The organism is Lachnoanaerobaculum sp. MSX33 (assembly GCF_000512995.1).
Lineage (GTDB): Bacteria > Bacillota > Clostridia > Lachnospirales > Lachnospiraceae > Lachnoanaerobaculum.
This window is the reverse complement of the sequence record NZ_AZXX01000044.1, coordinates 1-18,384: the sequence shown is the minus strand read 5'-3', so window position 1 is coordinate 18,384 and position 18,384 is coordinate 1. Positions and strand designations below refer to the sequence as shown.

Here is an 18,384-nt window from a genome sequence, read left to right as displayed (position 1 = left end):
TGTAAAAGTGAGGTTTTATGCAGGACTATAATGCAGGCAGTATTACAGTACTTGAAGGACTTGAGGCTGTTAGAGTAAGACCGGGTATGTATATCGGTGGAGTCGGTGTAAAGGGATTAAACCATCTTATTTATGAGATAATGGATAACTCTATCGATGAACATTTGGCCGGATTTTGTAAAAATATATGGGTGACTTTAAATGCGGACGGCTCATGTACCGTGAAGGATGACGGTAGAGGAATACCGGTTGAGATGCATAAAAAAGGTATTTCGGCGGAAAGAGTTGTATTGTCCACCTTACATGCAGGCGGAAAATTTGATAATGAATCATATAAAACCAGTGGTGGATTGCATGGTGTAGGTTCATCAGTGGTTAATGCTTTGTCCAATTTCCTTGATATAAAAATATCAAGAGACGGATTTATACATCATGACAGATATGAAAAGGGTATACCTACAGTAGAATTAAAAAACGGACTTTTACCGACTATAGGAAAAACAAGAAATACAGGTACTGAAATTACATTTCTACCTGATGATACTATCTTTGAAGTTACTAAGTTTAAGGCTGACTGGTTGAAATCCAGAATGCATGAAAGTGCATACTTAAATCCCGGTCTTATGTTGCATTTCAAAAACTTAAGAGATAATGAACATGAAGAAACAGTTTTCCATGAACCAGAAGGTATAGTGGCATATGTAAAAGAGCTAAATAAGGGCAAGGAAGTAATGCATGCTCCTATACTTTACAAAGGAGTATGTGACAATATAGATGTGGAAATAGCCATACAGTTTGTGGATGCATTCGAGGAGAATATACTGGGATTTTGTAATAATATATTTACTCAAGAAGGCGGTACACATATAGCCGGATTCAAGACAAAGTTTACAGGTCTTATAAATACCTATGCAAGAGATCTCGGTATATTAAAGGATAAGGACAGCAATTTTACCGGTGCAGATACCAGAAACGGTATGACCGCCATTATCAGTGTAAAGCATCCGAATCCTATGTTTGAAGGACAGACAAAGACAAAACTTGCATCGGCCGATGCCACAAGGGCTGTACTTACGGTTACAGGGGATGAGCTTACAAGGTTTTTTGACAGGAATGTAGATGTGGTAAAAGCTATAATTTCCTGTGCGGAAAAATCCGCCAAGATAAGAAAGGCTGAGGAAAGAGCCAAGACAAATATGCTCACAAAATCAAAGTTTTCATTTGAATCAAACGGAAAACTTGCAAACTGTGAGTCAAAAGATCCAAGCAAATGTGAGATATTTATAGTAGAGGGAGATTCTGCCGGCGGTTCCGCAAAGACTGCAAGAAACAGAAATTTTCAAGCTATTTTACCGATAAGAGGTAAGATATTAAATGTTGAGAAGGCTTCTATAGATAAGGTACTTGCAAATGCCGAGATAAAAACAATGATAAATACTTTCGGTTGTGGATTTTCTGAAGGCTATGGCAATGATTTTGATATTTCAAAACTTCGTTATGACAAGATAATACTTATGACCGATGCTGACGTGGACGGAAGTCATATAGATACTTTGCTTTTGACCTTCCTATACAGATTTATGCCTGAGCTTATATATGACGGACATGTATATATTGCAATGCCGCCGCTTTTTAAAGTGGTACCGAAAAGAGGTGAGGGCATTTATCTATATGATGAAAAAGCATTGGAAGATTATAAAAAGAAACATAAGGACAATTTCACTCTGCAAAGATATAAGGGACTTGGAGAGATGGATGCCGAACAGCTTTGGGAGACAACTCTTGACCCTGAAAGAAGAGTGCTCAAAAAAGTTGAAATAGAAGATGCAAGACTTGCAAGTGAAGTAACTGAGCTTTTAATGGGGTCCGATGTGGCTCCGAGAAGAAACTTTATACATGAGCATGCAAGAGAAGCGGTAATTGATGCATAGGAGGGTATATGGCTGAGAAGATATTGCGAACGGAATATTCGGAGGAAATGCAAAAATCCTATCTGGATTATTCTATGAGTGTTATAACCGCAAGGGCTATACCTGATGCGAGAGACGGTCTAAAGCCTGTACAAAGAAGAGTTTTATATGATATGAGTGAACTGAGAATATTCAGTGACAGACCGCATCGTAAGTCTGCAAGAATAGTCGGTGATACCATGGGTAAATATCACCCGCATGGTGACAGTTCTATATATGAAACTTTGGTTGTTTTGAGTCAGGACTTTAAAAAAGGAATGCCTTTAATAGACGGTCACGGAAACTTCGGATCTATAGAAGGTGACGGAGCGGCCGCCATGAGATACACGGAAGCAAAACTTGCAAAATTTGCGGAAGAAGTATATCTAAAGGATCTTGATAAGACTGTTGAATTTATTTCAAATTATGATGAGACTGAAAAAGAACCTGCGGTTTTACCTGTTAGAGTACCTAATCTTTTGATAAACGGTGCGGAGGGTATTGCAGTAGGTATGTCAACCTCAATTCCTACACATAATCTGCTTGAAGTATGTAATACCTGTATTGCCTATATTAAAAACAGGAATATAGATACTAAAGGGCTTTTGGAAGTGCTGCACGGTCCGGATTTTCCTACAGGCGGTATTATTGCAAATAAAAAGGATTTGCTTGATATCTATGAAACAGGTAACGGAAAGTTAAAGCTGCGAGGAAAGATAGAAGTAGAGCTTGGAAGAAAAAAAGCTGACAAGGACAAGCTGATAATTTCTGAGATTCCATATACTATGATCGGTGCCGGAATAAACAAGTTTTTAGTGGATGTGGCAAATCTGGTAGAGAGTAAGAAGCTCTCGGATGTAGTCGATATCAGCAATCAATCCGATAAAAACGGTACAAGAATAGTTCTGGAGCTTAGAAAAGATGCGGATATTGAAAAGATAAAGAATATCCTTTATAAGAAAACCAAGCTTGAAGATACATTCGGAGTAAATATGCTTGCGATTGTAGACGGAAGGCCTGAGATACTTTCACTAAGAGATATTTTAAAAAATTATCTTGAGTTTCAGTATGAAATTACTACAAAGAAATACAATATACTCTTAAATAAAGAGCTTGAAAAGAAGGAAATACAGGAAGGTCTTATAAAGGCTGTAGACGTTATCGATCTTATCATTGCAATACTTCGCGGTTCCAAAAATCTGACTCAGGCAAAAAAATGCCTTACGTCCGGTGATACCACAGGTATAAACTTTAAGGTTAAGGCACTTGAAAAGGATGCTAAGAAGCTTTCATTTACCGAGAAGCAGGCGCAGGCGATTCTTGATATGAGACTTTATAAGCTTATAGGTCTTGAGATAGAGGCTCTTTTAAAGGACAATGCGACTACTCTTAAAAATATAGAGGAATATGAGAATATTTTAAAAGATCATAAAAATATGGATAAGCTCTTTATAAAGGATCTTGAAAAGATCAAAAGAGATTTCGCAATTCCAAGAAAAACTGTGATAGAGGATGCCAAGGAAGCAGTTTATTTTGAGGAGCCCATAGCAAGTGAAGAGGTTATATTTGTTATGGACAAATTCGGATATTGCAAGATACTTGACAGAAATACTTTTGATAAGAATGCGGAAACAGTGGAAAGTGAAAATATCCATGTATTTCCTGTGATGAATACCGACAAAATATGTATTTTCTCAAATGCCGGTATTTTATACAAATTCAAAGTTATGGATCTGGGTGTTTCAAAACTTAGAGATAAGGGCACGCCTGTTGACAATCTTACAAAGTTTGACAGTAGTAATGAAGAAATCCTTTTGGCTGTAAGTGAAGACGGTATGAAGGGCGGCTTTATATTGATGCTTACAAAGAACGGTTATATAAAGAGAGTTTCCGGAGAGGAATTTAAGACCAACAATAAACAGGTAGCCTCTACAAAGTTGAATAATGATGATGTACTTATAGGTGTAAAAATGCTTGGTGCGGCATCAAATACAGATTTATGCATTGTGAGCGATGCAGGATATATTTTAAGATTTAATGTTTCAGAGGTAAATGAATTTAAAAAGAGTACCAGAGGAGAGAAGGCAATTACACTTGGATATAATGAATTTGTTGAGAATTTGTATCTTACAAACGAGGTTGGACTTGCAAGCGTATCCGGAAAAGAAGTTAATTTAAGTAAAGTTAAACTTAGCCATAGAGGTTATAAGGGGCAAAAAATCAAATAATATTTTGTAAAAACAGACAAGTAAAATAAAATGTCTCCGTAAGGCGTACAAATGTGCGCCTGATGCGAAAAAATGCTTGCAATATTATTTATTGTGTACTATGATTGCAACCAGTTAAAAATAATAGTCCACAAGATTTATGAACTGTTATTCAAAATAAACAGATATGGAGAGATAATATGGATAAGAAATTAAAAGTTGGTGTCCTCGGTGCAACAGGTATGGTAGGACAGAGATTTTTGTCATTACTTGAAAATCATCCTTGGTATGAAGTTGTAGTTGTAGCAGCCAGCCCAAGCAGTGCAGGAAAAAGATATGAGGATGCTGTAGGAAGCCGTTGGAAAATGACAACTCCTATGCCTGAGGCTTATAAAGACCTTATTGTAATGAATGTAAATGATGTTGATGCGGTTGCTTCACAGGTTGACTTTGTATTCTCGGCTGTGGATATGACAAAGGAAGAGATAAAGGCTATTGAGGAGGCTTATGCAAAGACGGAGACTCCTGTAGTTTCAAACAACTCCGCACATCGTTGGACAAAGGATGTACCTATGGTTGTTCCTGAGATAAATCCTGAGCATTTTGCAATTATTGAGTCACAGAAGAAGAGACTCGGAACAAAGAGAGGATTTATTGCGGTAAAGCCTAACTGTTCCATACAAAGCTATGCTCCTGTGCTTAATGCATGGAAAGAGTATGAGCCGTATGAAGTTGTAGTTACAACATATCAAGCTATATCAGGTGCAGGAAAGACTTTCAAGGATTGGCCTGAGATGGTTGAAAACATTATTCCGTTTATCGGCGGTGAGGAAGAAAAGAGTGAGAAAGAGCCTCTCAGAATCTGGGGACATATTGAAGGTGATGAGATTGTTCCTGCAACTTCACCAAAGATTACTTGCCAATGTGTAAGAGTACCGGTACTTAACGGACATACAGCTGCAGTATTTGTAAAGTTTAAGAACAAGGCTTCCAAGGAAGATCTCATAAAGAAACTTGTAGAGTACAAGGGAGAGCCTCAGGAACTTAACCTTCCTTCAGCACCGAAGCAGTTTATACAGTATCTTACAGAAGATAACAGACCACAGGTAAATCTTGATGTTGATTTTGAGAACGGTATGGGTGTTTCAGTGGGTAGACTTAGAGAAGATTCAATGTATGACTATAAGTTTATCGGACTTTCACATAATACTTTAAGAGGTGCTGCAGGCGGTGCACTTCTTTGTGCGGAGTACCTTACAGCAAAGAATTTTATAACAGCAAAATAATTATTAATGAGGCATTTGCATTGCAGATGCCTTTTTAAATTTCATGTATTGAAGCAATTATCATGCTATGGTGATATTTACACTAAGTCTTGCAAGGGAATGGAAAAATTTGTATAATATAGTATAATAGCTATCACGTAGAGCTGTGATGGCTTTTTCTTTGTAAAGTGAGGAAAAACATGGGTATTAAGACAACTGAATTTGGGAAAACAAAAGACGGTAAGATTGTAAATCTATATACTCTGACAAATAAAAACGGAGTAAGCGCATCTTTTACCGATCTTGGAGGTACTTGGGTAAGTATGATGGTACCTGATAAAGACGGAAAGTTTGAAGATGTATGCCTTGGATATGATACTGTAGCCGGATATGAGAATAATATTCCGCATTTCGGTTCTATTATAGGCAGATATGCGAATCGTATACCGGAAGGAAAGTTTACAATTGACGGCAAGGAATTTCAACTTGCTTTAAATAACGGAAACAATGCACTGCACTCGGGACCTGACTATTGGCATGACAGAATCTGGGAAGTGGGTACATTTGAAGACGAAGACAGAGATATGATAACATTTATGCTTATAAGTCCTGACGGCGATCAGGGTTTTGGCGGAGAAGCAAGGATAAATGTAAGTTATGTCTTGTCTGATGATAATGCACTTACAATAGGATACAGCTTTGTTTGTGATAAAAAAACGGCTGTAAATTTAACAAATCATGCATATTTTAATCTTGCCGGACAGGACAGTAAGAATATATATGATCAGGAGGTTATGATTTTAGCAGACAGCTTCCTGCCATGTGATGAAAACTCCGTACCTACAGGTGAGATAAGAAAAGTTGAAAATACAGCAATGGACTTTAGACAATACAAAAAGATCGGTAAGGAAATCGACTCCGATTATGAATCTGTAGTGCAGGGTAACGGATATGATCATAACTGGATAATCAGAGATTATGACGGTAATCTCAGACTTGCCGCAAAGGCAAAAGATGAAAACAGTAAAAGAGTTATGGAAGTTTATACCGATTTACCGGGTGTACAGTTTTATACAGGTAATTATCTGACAGAAGAAATAGTCGGAAAAAGAGGTGTAACATATCCGAAGAGAAGCGGATATTGTTTTGAAACACAATTTTTCCCTAATGCGATAAATATGCCGGAGTTTATACAGCCGGTAGTAGATGAACTTGAAGAGTTTATCAGTGAAACTGTATATAAGTTCAGTGTAGAAAGAGATTAATGAAGAAACTTTTTATAGCGGAAAAGCCAAGTGTAGCGACCGAGTTTGCAAAGGCTCTGAAAGTACCTACAGGAAGAAAAAACGGATATCTGGAAGGCGATGATATTATAGTTACTTGGTGTGTGGGACATCTTGTAACTATGAGCTACCCTGAAAAGTATGATGAGAGGCTGAAAAGATGGTCACTTGATACTTTGCCTTTTTTACCTAAAGAGTTTAAATATGAGATAATTGACGGTGTAAAAAATCAGTTTACCATAGTTTCGAATCTTTTAAACAGAGAAGATGTTGATACGATATATATTTGTACCGACTCGGGAAGAGAAGGAGAATATATATACAGACTTGTAGATATGATGGCGAATGTGCAGGGAAAGCAAAGAAAAAGGGTGTGGATAGATTCTCAAACCGAAGATGAGATACTAAGAGGTATAAGAGAAGCAAAAGATTGGTCTGAGTATGATAATCTTTCCGCAGCCGCCTTTCTTCGTGCAAAAGAAGATTATCTTATGGGAATCAACTTCTCCAGAATCCTAACCATAAAATACAGCAGAAATGTTGCAATTTTTTTAAAGCTTGACAGAGCGGTACTCAGTGTTGGAAGAGTAATGACCTGTGTTGTGGGAATGGTGGTAAACAGAGAAAGAGAAATAAGAAACTTTGTAAAGACTCCCTTCTTTAAAGTTTTGGGTAAATTTGAAAATCAGGGAATGAGTATAGACGGAGAGTGGAAGGTAAATGAGAAGTCAAAATACTTTAATTCTCCTATGCTTTACAAGGATAACGGTTTCAGAGAAAAGATATATGCAGAAGAACTTATATCACATATAGAAAAAATTGCCGATGAAAACAATAGGGAAGCAGTTGTACTTTCGAATGAGAAAAAGAAAGAAACAAAAAATCCTCCTTTACTTTTCAATCTGGCAGAGATACAAAATGAATGTTCAAAGAGATTTAAAATAAGTCCTGATGAAACATTAAAAATAATTCAGGAATTGTATGAAAAAAAGCTTGTTACTTATCCGAGAACGGATGCAAGAGTGCTTTCCGGCGCCGTAGCAAAGGAAATAGACAAGAATATAAAGGGACTTTGTAAGTTTTCGACACTTGCGGATTTTGCAAATAATATTCTTGAAAAGGGTACATATAAAAATATTTCAAAAACAAAGTATGTTAATGATAGTCAAATCACCGACCATTATGCTATAATACCTACCGGGTTTGGAAATATGAATTCACTGAGTAAATTGTCATTGTCTGTATATGAACTCATATGCAGAAGATTTCTTAGTATATTTTATCCTCCGGCAATATATCAAAAGTTTGCTATACGCTTCGGTATAGGGGATGAGATATTTGTTGCAAATACAAAAGTATGTGTTGAAAGAGGATTTTTAAATATATTAAGCCCGGTAAAAACAGAGGGTGAAGATGACGAAACCGGTGACGATCAAAATCCGGAGTATATAAAGATGATTTCATCACTTAGAAAGGGTTCAAAGCTTACACTTAACTCTTTGAGTATTAAAGAGGGTGAGACGGTACCTCCAAAGAGATATTCGTCAGGCTCTATTATACTTGCAATGGAGAATGCAGGACAGCTTATAGAGGATGAGGAGCTTAGAAGTCAAATAAAGGGAAGCGGTATAGGTACTTCCGCTACAAGGGCTGATATTTTGAAAAAATTATTTTCGATAAAATATCTGGCTTTAAATAAAAAGACTCAAATAATTACCCCTACACTTTTTGGTGAAATTGTATATGAAGTAGTAAATTGTTCTATTTCACAACTTTTAAATCCGGAGCTGACTGCCAGCTGGGAAAAGGGACTTATGATGGTATCAAACGGTGATATTACATCTGAAGAATATATGACAAAGCTTGAAAGATTTGTAGGTATTCGATGTCTTAATGTGAAGCAACTTAATAACCAATATAGTTTAAATGCCGTATTTGAAGAGGTTTCAAAAGAATATAAGGGCATGAAAGGATAGAAAATGAAAAAAATCGATGTAAAAACAAAAAAAATTTTTGATTTGGAAGAAACTATAGCAAAGTCTCTCTTCGAAAAATACACATATCCTTGGGAAGTATTTAAAGAACTTGGAAGTTTTATAGAAGAAATCGGTGCTACATTACCTGATACGGAGTATTTAAAAATCGGAAAGAATATCTGGGTTCATCGTTCGGTAAAGATAATGCCTACAATTGCGCTTGCAGGTCCGCTTATTATCGGAAAAGATGCAAGTATTCGTTCATGTGCATTCTTCAGAGGTAATGTAATTATAGGTGAAGGTGCAGTGGCAGGAAACTCTTGTGAGTTTAAGAATGCTATACTTTTTAACAAGGCACAGGTACCTCATTTCAGCTATGTTGGAGATTCTATCATCGGTTATAAAGCGCATCTCGGCGCTTCCGCAATTACATCAAATCTTAAGAGTGATAAGTCCGATGTTGTACTTCATTTAGAGGATGCGGAGCTTGAGACAGGACTCAGAAAGCTTGGAGCTATAGTAGGTGATGAAGCTGAAGTAGGTTGTGGATCGATTTTGAATCCGGGAACCGTTATAGGAAAGAACACCACAATATATCCGCTTTCAAGTGTAAGAGGTTGTATCGGTAAGTCATCTATTTATAAGAGTGCTGACGATATTGTAACAAAGGCAAAGAAAAAGCCGGCAGCTGCAAAATTATAAAATTTATGCGTATGGGTTTTCCCATACGCATTTTTTATCTAGTCGGATTTGGTTTTTAATATATTCTCTAAAAATTCAAACGGAATCTTTAAATCACCGTATCCTTTACCTATTTCAAGTCCCGGCTTGTTTTCTCCATGAAAATCACTGCCTCCTGTAGGAAAAAGCTTGTATTTATCCGCCAATAAACGGAGGTTTTCAATATCTAAAGCCGAGTGAGTGGAATGATATACCTCTATACCGTTTAATCCAAGTTCAATCAAATGTAATATAAGAGCATTCAAATCCTCATCGGAGAATTTGTACTGAAAAGGATGTGCAAGTGAAATAAAGAAATTATGTTTTTTTAAAAAATCCATACATCTTATTGTCGTGATATTCTTAACCGGTATATATTTACCGCCATATTCAAGATATTTATCAAAAGCCTCGGCCTTATTTTTTACAAGTCCAAGTTTTATAAGAGCATTTGCAAAATGTGATCTTGTTATCTGGGCATTCGGATTTGAGTTGTTCAAATCATTTTCGGAAATAATTATACCGTCATTTTTAAATCTCCTGATTATTTCAGCGTTTCTTTCAGCCCTTTCTTTTGCAAAAAAACTCAAATCCTCAAATATTTCTTTTGGAATATTCAGTTCTCTCTTAGAAATTGAAGAAGGCAGCAGATAACCCAGAATATGTATTTCTTTATCTTTATATACACAGCTCATTTCAACTCCGGCTATTACGGATAAATCAAGTTCCAATCCTTTTTTAAAACATTCTTCCACACCTGCCATAGTGTCATGATCCGTAAGTGCAATAAGGCTAAGAGAAGCTTTCTTTGCCGATATGGCAACCTCTGCGGGAGAGCATGTACCGTCTGAAGCGGTAGAATGTGTATGAAGGTCTATATATTTAAAATTTTCTTTCATATAATCACCTTAAAAAAATACTTTTTACATATATTAAATATTTGCATAAATAAGTCTAGCACAATAAATTTTGTAAAGCAAATATTGATAAGTAATTTTAATTGTTTTAAAATCATATTATTGGTATAATTTAATCCCAAGGTATGTTTTTATCAAAAATAGCATAAGGGCATTTTATTAATTGATCTTATAAGGAATTGAAATGTTAAATAAACAAAACAGCAGTAAAAAAACAGGCTCGGAGAGAGTAAGAGAAGCAAGAAAGAGATCGCAAAAAAGGGGCTTTACGGCAGATATAAATATGAGAGCGGTAGCTGTTCTTGTTGCGGCATTTATTATACTGGTATTGATTGCCATATCGGGATTACAAAAAGTCGGAAAGTTTTTGAAGTCATCAAAAGTTGACGGCACTGAGGTGACTACTGAAATTGCAGATGAAAAATTAAAAAAACAAATAACTATTGATGAGATAGATATTACCGGAATGAAAATGTCGGAGGCAAAAGCTGCCATAGACAAAGTATATCCGTGGAAATTAACTTTACATATCGGTGATGATTTAAGTGACAGTATGGTACTTGACAATGTTTTGGATACAAAGGTAACAAAACTTTTAAATGAGATATATGCAGATGTTGACAATGCAGCATCACATTATGAGATAAACTTTGATGATGCCGACATAGATTCAATGGTGGAAAAAGCAAAAGAAAAATGGAATATAAACCCTGTAAACGGATCTATATCGGGATTTAACAAGGAAACAAAGAGTTTTACATATGCTGATGAAAGTGACGGATATCTTATTGATTAGGAGGGACTTAAGTCGGATATTAAGTCATATGTAAGTCGCAAAAATTTTGTGGCTGATATTTCCGTTGTAAGAAATGAAGTTAAGGCAAGTATATCGACGGCAAAAGCAAAGGAGATGTACAAGGTAATAGGTACATTTACTACAAAGACTACAGATAATAAGGACAGAAATACAAATATCTCACTTGCTTCCAATGCACTTGACGGGCTTATAATAAAGCCGGGAGAGGAGTTTTCTTTCAACAATACTACAGGTAACAGAACGCTTGAGAGAGGATACAAGCCGGCGGGGGCTTATGTTAACGGTGTTTTATCGGAAGAGCCGGGTGGCGGTGTATGTCAGGTTTCATCAACTCTTTACAATGCGGTTATTTTCTCAGGCTTAAAGACAACCGAGAGGCATGCACATTCATTTGAGCCAAGTTATGTAACTCCGGGTGAAGATGCTATGGTAAGCTATGACGGATATGCAGGTCCGGATATGAAATTCATAAATACATCCGACACCGCTATTGCTATTCGAGCGGTACTTACCGGACAGACACTTACATGTTCAATTATAGGAATTCCTATTTTGGAAGAAGGTGTTACCGTTGAAATGTCGTCAAAGAAAATATCAGATTTAAATCCTCCGGTTCCTGAGTATATTGAAGATAAGAGTTTGAAAAAGGGAAAACAGGTTGTAGTAACCGAGGCTAAAAAAGGCTCAAGATGGGCGACTACATATATTGTGAAAAAAGACGGTGTGTTGGTAAAGGAAGAGCCTTTCCACAATTCAACATATAAGGGAAAACCTGCCAAAATAAAGGTGAACTCCGATAGTGAGGAAACCACCGCTTCAAAGAGTAATGAAAGTAGCGTATCAAGTACTGAAAGTACATCAAGTGCTCATGTAAGTCAAAGTACAAGCACAGCTACAACTCAGGCTGAAAGCACTCAAGAAAAGACTGCAGAGAGTACAACAAAGAAAAAGGATTCAGGAAGTAGTGAAAGCACCGTAGAAAAGTTAAGTACCGAAGAAAAGTCTACTAAGGTAAAGGAAACCAAGGAGAGTGCTAAGCCTGCGGAGACTTCGGCTAAGCCTAAAGAAAGCACTAAAGCGAAGGAAAGTACCAAAGCAAAAGAAAGTACAAAGGCGAAGGAAACCACCGCCGAACCTACTGTTGAGAAGCTTACTACAACTGAGGTCACAAAACCTGAAGAGACTGTGGAGAAACTGGAGAATTAATATAATACGGGGGATAATTTATGAATAGGGACAAGGAAAATGTAAAGTATTTAAAACTTCTGAAACAAAATTATTCGTCAAGTCAGGCGGTTATAAGAGAGATTATAAATCTGTCTGCAATAACAAATCTGCCTAAGGGTACAGAGTTCTTTTTAAGTGATATACATGGCGAATATGAAGCTTTTTTGCATATAATGAATAATTGCTCCGGAGTAATAAAAGAAAAAGTCGATATTATATTCGGAGAAACATTGTCCGAGTTTGACAGGCAGGAGCTGTGTACTCTCATATATTATCCAAGAGAGAAAATGACTATGCTTGCAGAAATTGACAGGATAGATAATGACTGGTATTCGATGACACTGAATTATCTTATAATGCTTGCAAAGTTATTATCATCCAAATATACAAGATCAAAAGTGAGAAAGGCTTTGCCTGAAGATTATGCATATATCATTGATGAGCTTTTGCATGCACAAAAAAATGAAGACACAAATAAAGTAAGCTATCACAGACATATATTGCAGACCATTATAGATCTTGATGATGCCGATGAATTTATAATTGCACTTTCTGCACTTATAAAAAGGCTTGCAGTCGATCATCTCCATATAGTAGGTGATATCTTTGACAGAGGCGGCAATGCGGACAAGATAATAGACTTACTTATGAATTATCATTCTCTTGATATTGAGTGGGGAAATCATGATATTCTTTGGATGGGAGCCGCATGTGGAAATGATGCATGTATTTGTAATGTTATCAGAAATAACTTAAAGTATGGAAATGTAGAAATTCTTGAGAACGCTTACGGTATCAGCTTAAGACATCTTATGCTTTTCGGAATGTCAAAGTACGGTATTGAAGACGGAATACAGGCCGCACTTGCCGCAATAAAAGTGATACTCTTTAAGCTGGAAGGTCAGCTTATAAAAAGGCATCCTGAATACGGTATGGATGACAGACTGCTTTTAGAGCATATAGATCTTGATGAAGGATATGTAACTGTTGACGGAGTGAAGACAAAACTGAAAACGAATATATTCCCGACATTAAATAGGGAAAATCCTTATGAACTTACTGCCGAGGAAAATGAAATCATGCTGAAGCTGCATAGAAGTTTTGTATCAGGTCAGAGATTAAATAAACATATAAAGTTTTTATATGATAAAGGCGGTATGTACAATGTTTATAACAGGAATCTTATATATCACGGTTGTGTTCCTGTGGATGAAAACGGAATATTTGATATGCTTTGTATAAACGGCAAATGCTATCATGGAAAAGCATTGTTTGATATATGTGATGAAAAAGCCAGAGCAGCCTACATTGACAATCCGAGTCAGGATGATGTTGATTTTATGTGGTTTTTATGGGGTGGTGAGAAATCGCCTTTATGCGGTAGAAAAGTAAAGACTTTTGAGCGAGATTATACTGAAGATAAGAGTTTTTGGAAGGAAAAATCAAATCCATATTACAGCAAGTACTATGATGAAAGCTTTTGTATTCAGATTTTACACGAGTTCGGTCTTTATGATACGCACTCACATATTATAAACGGACATACACCTGTTCATGCGATTGACGGTGAACATCCTGTACGTGCAAATGAAAGACTGTTTGTAATAGACGGAGGATTTTGCCGCTCTATGAATAAAACTACGGGAATTGCAGGATATACTTTGATATTTAATTCCCACGGGCTGAGACTGAAAGCGCATACACCTTTTACTTCGGTAGAAGATGCCCTGATAAACAATACCGACATTAAATCGGAATCGGAAATAGTTGAAAAGGATGTATATCGAATGTTTGTAAAAGATACGGATATAGGTAAGAAATTACTTGAGGATATTGCCGATTTAAAAATGTTATTGGATAATTACAGGAAATTGTAAATAAATTTAACGGAAAGATGGTGAGATATGAGTTCTGATACGGGTAATCACAGAAAAAGGAATTACAGCCTTGATATATTTAAAGGTGTGTTGATTTTTCTTGTGGTATTCGGACATTTTCTTTTGCCTGTAAAGAAAAGAGAATATACGATTTTTAATAAACTTTTTTTCTTCATTTACAGTTTTCATATGCCTGCATTTATATTTTTATCCGGATATCTTTATTATGATTCATGGAAAAGGAGGGGAACTAAATTAAAATCTGTTATTCCTCTTATAATGTTATTTTTAATGATGAAGATATTATTGCATATAAGTGATATGTTATTCTATGGAGACAGGAATATAATTCCCGATTTTTTACATGAATCATCTACACCTTGGTATATCTCGGCGCTTATTTTTTTCAGATTGTCACTATATCCTTTGGAGTTGTTTTTGAAGCTGAATAAGAAAAAAACAAGTCAAGTCAAAAGAGAACAATTTAATTCTGATGCTGTTACAATATATGTAACGGTATTGATAATATTTTTTACATTTTTTTCAATGCTTAATATGAATTGGCAGGTGAAAATAGATGATTTTTTATCTTTAGACAGGGTAGTATCTTTTGCTCCATATTTTTATATAGGTGTATTGTATAAAAAATATTCATCTGTAAGTAAGACTTCAATTTTTGAAGAAATAAATATACGTCTCTTTGCAATGGGAGCTTTTTGTGTATTGGTTTTTTTTGTTTTCTTTAAATATGTCAGATTTTATACTTTGATTTTTTATGGACATTGGGGATATCGCATAGCTGAAGGAAATATATTGCCTATATTTAAAGGTGTATTAAATCCGCTTAGAATTATATATATGCCGTATGCCTTGAGTACTTCTTATTTTATATTTGTATTAACATCATTAAAGAAGAATTTCTTGACAAATATATTCAAAAGATTCGGTGTATACAGTTTGCCGATATTTGCATTTCACAGAATTATAAGAGATGCCTTTTCACATTTGGTACTTGATAATTTTATATGGCCCGTATTTGGTAAAACAACTATATTGATTATACTTTTGACAATCTCTTTTTTGACATGTCTGATATTAGGTAATGATAAGGCAAACAGATTTTGCAGATTTAAATAATATAAGGCTCATACTTATTGAAAATCATTTTCAGAGTATGAGCCTTTTTGTATGTAAAAATATGCAATAATTCATGCAAATCATTGTAGTATAGGAATTGATATTTTCAAAGTTCGTGTTATAATTTCTTGTATACAGTGATAAAGATTTATCAATATGTATTGAAGTTTAGCTATGAATCGGTATTAAAAGTTTAAATATAATTAAGCTTTACTATGTCGATGAAGATAGTGTAGTAAATAAAGGAGAAAGTATGGGGAAAAGGGGTTATATATTTTTACCCGGTGGATTCAATAAAGTAATTGAGGAATTATCAAAAAGCTACCGTATTTATGCACCTGTGCTCAAGGTGGGAGAAGGAAGATTTACAGATACCGACGTAGTAAGATATGATTTTGTAAAAGAGGCTTCAGAGATCGAGCTTGATAAAAAATCCGATTATTCATTTAAGGAGATTTTGACACCTCTGTCACAGACATTGTTTTTCTTTACGGAAAATGATGTAAAGGAGTCTGAAATAGATGAGAGAGAGGTTTTGGTCTTTTTAAGAAGCTGTGATCTTAATGCTTTAAAAAGGCTTGATCAGATATATCTTCACAATGGAAGAGAAGAAGATTATTTTTACGCCCGAATCAGAGATAAAGTAAAATTTGTTCTTATAGGTTGTGCTCATTCATATGAGGACTGTTTCTGTGTGGATATGGGTACAAATCGTGCAGATGATTTGGATTACAGTTTTTCAGTGGATTATATAGACAATCAGTTTCATTGTCAGTTAAAAGATAGTGTTCTTGAAGAGATATTTACAAATAACGCCTTAAAAGAGCAGGATATTATTCCAAGATTTGTAACTGAAAATGAAACAAGAGTAAAGTTGCCCGACAGCGTACCTCTTTCAATATTTACATCCGATATGTGGGAGGAATATAACACAAGATGTATAGGATGCGGAAGATGTAACTATGTGTGTCCTACATGTACCTGTTACACAATGCAGGATGTTTATTATACAGATAACGGTAAAGTCGGAGAAAGAAGAAGAGTCAATGCTTCATGTATGGTAGACGGATATACAAATGTTGCAGGCGGTGGAGAATACAGGAAGAAGCATGGTGAGCGTATGAGATTTAAAACCATGCATAAGATATATGATTTTAAAAAGAGATTCGGCTACAATATGTGTGTAGGATGCGGAAGATGTGATACCGTATGTCCTGAGTATATTTCATTCTCAAATATTATTAACAAAGTAACAGCTAAAGTAGAGGAGGTGCAAAATGAGAACTAATCCTTATATTCCTTTTCCGTCAAAGATTTTAGATGTTATTAAACATACAGAGAAAGAATACACATTCAGGCTTGAGTTTAAAGGTGATGTAAAGCCGGGACAGTTCTTTGAAGTTTCAATTCCAAAATTCGGTGAGGCACCTATTTCCGTAAGCGGAATAACGGAGAACAGTATCGATTTGACTATCCGTAAGGTGGGAAGAGTTACTGATGAGGTGTTTGAAAATTACATAGGTGATACTTTGCTTCTCAGAGGGCCGTACGGTAACGGATTTGATGTTGATAAATATATTAACGGAGAATGTGTGGTTGTAGCCGGAGGTACCGGAGTTTCTCCTGTGCGCGGAGTTATCAATGCACTTGGTGAAAGTAAAGATTCAAAGGATAAACATGTAATACTCGGATTCAGAAGCCCTGATGATATGCTGTTTAGAGACGATATTATCAGATGGGAATCTCAAATGGATCTTATTTTAACAATGGATAAGGAAGCACAAGGCTACACCGGAAATGTCGGTCTTGTAACAAAGTTTATTCCTGAGCTTAAGCTTAAGGATATTGAAACCGCACAGGCTGTGGTAGTCGGACCTCCTGCGATGATGAAGTTTTCCGTAATAGAACTTTTAAAGCTTGGCTTTAAGGAGGAGAACATCTGGGTTTCATATGAGAGAAAGATGTGCTGCGGTATCGGTAAATGCGGACATTGTAAGGTTAATGATACTTATATTTGTCTTGACGGACCGGTATTTAACTATGTTGACAGTAAGGCTTTGATTGATTAGTGAGGTAAAGATGGATATAAATGTAAAAAAGCTTAAAAAAAATGCCTTTCGTGTTTCTAAGGTACGCGGTGAGACAGCTTCCAGAATAAGAATGCCGGGCGGATATATCGATGCGGAGAGTTTAAAGAGAATTGCAGAAGTTGCGGATAAGTACGGAAACGGAAGCATTTTTCTTACAAATCGACAGGGTGTTGAGATTCCGGGTATCAAAATATCGGATATGGATGCCGTAAATAAAGAAATACAGCTTATTATCGATAATGAAGGAACAAATCAGGAAAAGAGAGATACGGGATATGCGGCTTCAGGAACAAGAAATGTAGTTGCCTGTCCGGGTAAAAGACTTTGTCCTTATGGAAATTATGATACTACAGAGTTTGCAAGAAAAATGGAAAAGCAGATTTTCCCTAATAATCTGCATTTCAAGGTGGCATTTACAGGTTGTTCAAACGATTGCGCCAAGGTTCGTATGAATGATTTCGGCATTATGGGTATGACTGAGCCGCAGTATGACCCCGACCGCTGTGTTACCTGTGAGGCGTGTGTAAAGGGATGTAAGTCTAAAAGTGTGGATGCCCTTAAGGTTGTTAACGGTAAGATAGTAAGAAACACGGAAAAATGTATCGGATGCGGTGTATGTATTACAGTCTGCCCTACAAGAGCATGGACAAGAAGTAAGGAGAAGTACTACAGACTGGTTTTACTTGGCAGAACCGGAAAAAAGAATCCGAGAATGGCCGAGGACTTTATCAAATGGGTGGATGAAGACAGTATTCTTAAAATTGTGAAAAATGCATATTCATATGTTGAAAAATACATCGATCCGAATGCACCTGACGGTAAAGAGCATGTCGGATATATAGTTGACAGAACCGGTTTTGAAGAGTTTTATAAATGGATTATGGAAGACGTTACTCTCGGACCTAAGGCGGAAGTTGCG

At 36.1% G+C, this 18,384-nt stretch carries 14 protein-coding genes; 13 read left to right on the top strand and 1 reads right to left on the bottom strand.

Annotated elements, in window-relative coordinates; genetic code table 11:
• Positions 1-17 precede the first annotated feature (17 nt).
• The 6 genes from HMPREF1495_RS04325 to HMPREF1495_RS04300 all read left to right on the top strand — a co-directional run bounded on the left by HMPREF1495_RS04325 (position 18) and on the right by HMPREF1495_RS04300 (position 9,382).
• Complete coding sequence (locus HMPREF1495_RS04325) at positions 18-1,931, top strand: DNA gyrase/topoisomerase IV subunit B (protein WP_007591661.1); 1,914 nt, start codon at positions 18-20, stop codon at positions 1,929-1,931.
• 8 nt (positions 1,932-1,939) lie between these two features.
• Positions 1,940-4,177 (top strand): DNA gyrase/topoisomerase IV subunit A, encoded by a 2,238-nt coding sequence (locus tag HMPREF1495_RS04320; RefSeq protein ID WP_007591664.1) that lies wholly within the window; start codon positions 1,940-1,942, stop codon positions 4,175-4,177.
• 179 nt (positions 4,178-4,356) lie between these two features.
• The gene (asd, locus tag HMPREF1495_RS04315) at positions 4,357-5,442 is read left to right on the top strand and encodes an aspartate-semialdehyde dehydrogenase (RefSeq protein ID WP_034212371.1); all 1,086 of its coding nucleotides are present in this window, start codon (positions 4,357-4,359) and stop codon (positions 5,440-5,442) included.
• A gap of 179 nt (positions 5,443-5,621) precedes the next feature.
• A complete protein-coding gene (locus tag HMPREF1495_RS04310) occupies positions 5,622-6,686 on the top strand; it encodes an aldose epimerase family protein (RefSeq protein ID WP_007591668.1) in 1,065 nt (354 codons plus the stop codon).
• Positions 6,686-8,680, top strand: a complete 1,995-nt coding sequence (locus HMPREF1495_RS04305) for a DNA topoisomerase (protein ID WP_034212370.1) — start codon at positions 6,686-6,688, stop codon at positions 8,678-8,680. Before HMPREF1495_RS04310 ends, HMPREF1495_RS04305 begins: the two co-directional genes overlap by 1 nt.
• Before the next feature lie 3 nt (positions 8,681-8,683).
• Positions 8,684-9,382: a UDP-N-acetylglucosamine pyrophosphorylase gene (locus HMPREF1495_RS04300; RefSeq protein ID WP_034212369.1), complete on the top strand. Its 699-nt coding sequence runs from the start codon at positions 8,684-8,686 to the stop codon at positions 9,380-9,382.
• A gap of 38 nt (positions 9,383-9,420) precedes the next feature.
• Here HMPREF1495_RS04300 and HMPREF1495_RS04295 read toward each other — a convergent pair whose 3' ends face one another.
• Positions 9,421-10,299 carry a PHP domain-containing protein gene (locus HMPREF1495_RS04295; protein WP_034212368.1) on the bottom strand — a complete coding sequence of 293 codons (879 nt, stop codon included), beginning with the start codon at positions 10,297-10,299 and terminating at the stop codon, positions 9,421-9,423.
• Positions 10,300-10,501: 202 nt separating this feature from the next.
• Here HMPREF1495_RS04295 and HMPREF1495_RS14000 point away from each other — a divergent pair, with 202 nt between their 5' ends.
• The 7 genes from HMPREF1495_RS14000 to asrC all read left to right on the top strand — a co-directional run.
• Positions 10,502-11,113 carry a hypothetical protein gene (locus HMPREF1495_RS14000; protein ID WP_242832846.1) on the top strand — a complete coding sequence of 204 codons (612 nt, stop codon included), beginning with the start codon at positions 10,502-10,504 and terminating at the stop codon, positions 11,111-11,113.
• Between the two features lie 48 nt (positions 11,114-11,161).
• On the top strand, positions 11,162-12,340 hold the full coding sequence (locus tag HMPREF1495_RS13995; RefSeq protein WP_242832845.1) for a VanW family protein: 1,179 nt from the start codon (positions 11,162-11,164) through the stop codon (positions 12,338-12,340).
• A 20-nt stretch (positions 12,341-12,360) separates the two neighbouring features.
• Positions 12,361-14,238, top strand: a complete 1,878-nt coding sequence (locus tag HMPREF1495_RS04285; RefSeq protein WP_034212366.1) for a fructose-bisphosphatase class III — start codon at positions 12,361-12,363, stop codon at positions 14,236-14,238.
• A 27-nt stretch (positions 14,239-14,265) separates the two neighbouring features.
• Positions 14,266-15,375, top strand: coding sequence for an acyltransferase family protein (locus HMPREF1495_RS04280; RefSeq protein ID WP_007591680.1), 1,110 nt, complete (start codon positions 14,266-14,268; stop codon positions 15,373-15,375).
• 253 nt (positions 15,376-15,628) lie between these two features.
• Positions 15,629-16,663, top strand: coding sequence for an anaerobic sulfite reductase subunit AsrA (asrA, locus tag HMPREF1495_RS04275; RefSeq protein ID WP_007591682.1), 1,035 nt, complete (start codon positions 15,629-15,631; stop codon positions 16,661-16,663).
• On the top strand, positions 16,653-17,444 hold the full coding sequence (gene asrB / locus HMPREF1495_RS04270; RefSeq protein WP_007591684.1) for an anaerobic sulfite reductase subunit AsrB: 792 nt from the start codon (positions 16,653-16,655) through the stop codon (positions 17,442-17,444). The genes asrA and asrB overlap by 11 nt, the downstream gene beginning before the upstream one ends.
• A gap of 10 nt (positions 17,445-17,454) precedes the next feature.
• Positions 17,455-18,384, top strand: a 930-nt coding sequence (asrC, locus tag HMPREF1495_RS04265; RefSeq protein ID WP_034212363.1) for a sulfite reductase subunit C, incomplete at its 3' end; no start/stop codon positions are given.

Excerpts from the sequence above, each read along its gene's own strand:
- HMPREF1495_RS04325 (WP_007591661.1), top strand. The coding sequence starts at position 18 with ATGCAGGACTATAATGCAGGCAGTATTACAGTACTTGAAGGACTTGAG.
- HMPREF1495_RS04320 (WP_007591664.1), top strand. The coding sequence starts at position 1,940 with ATGGCTGAGAAGATATTGCGAACGGAATATTCGGAGGAAATGCAAAAA.
- asd (WP_034212371.1), top strand. The coding sequence starts at position 4,357 with ATGGATAAGAAATTAAAAGTTGGTGTCCTCGGTGCAACAGGTATGGTA.
- HMPREF1495_RS04310 (WP_007591668.1), top strand. The coding sequence starts at position 5,622 with ATGGGTATTAAGACAACTGAATTTGGGAAAACAAAAGACGGTAAGATT.
- HMPREF1495_RS04305 (WP_034212370.1), top strand. The coding sequence starts at position 6,686 with ATGAAGAAACTTTTTATAGCGGAAAAGCCAAGTGTAGCGACCGAGTTT.
- HMPREF1495_RS04300 (WP_034212369.1), top strand. The coding sequence starts at position 8,684 with ATGAAAAAAATCGATGTAAAAACAAAAAAAATTTTTGATTTGGAAGAA.
- HMPREF1495_RS04295 (WP_034212368.1), bottom strand. The coding sequence starts at position 10,299 with ATGAAAGAAAATTTTAAATATATAGACCTTCATACACATTCTACCGCT.
- HMPREF1495_RS14000 (WP_242832846.1), top strand. The coding sequence starts at position 10,502 with ATGTTAAATAAACAAAACAGCAGTAAAAAAACAGGCTCGGAGAGAGTA.
- HMPREF1495_RS04285 (WP_034212366.1), top strand. The coding sequence starts at position 12,361 with ATGAATAGGGACAAGGAAAATGTAAAGTATTTAAAACTTCTGAAACAA.
- HMPREF1495_RS04280 (WP_007591680.1), top strand. The coding sequence starts at position 14,266 with ATGAGTTCTGATACGGGTAATCACAGAAAAAGGAATTACAGCCTTGAT.
- asrA (WP_007591682.1), top strand. The coding sequence starts at position 15,629 with ATGGGGAAAAGGGGTTATATATTTTTACCCGGTGGATTCAATAAAGTA.
- asrB (WP_007591684.1), top strand. The coding sequence starts at position 16,653 with ATGAGAACTAATCCTTATATTCCTTTTCCGTCAAAGATTTTAGATGTT.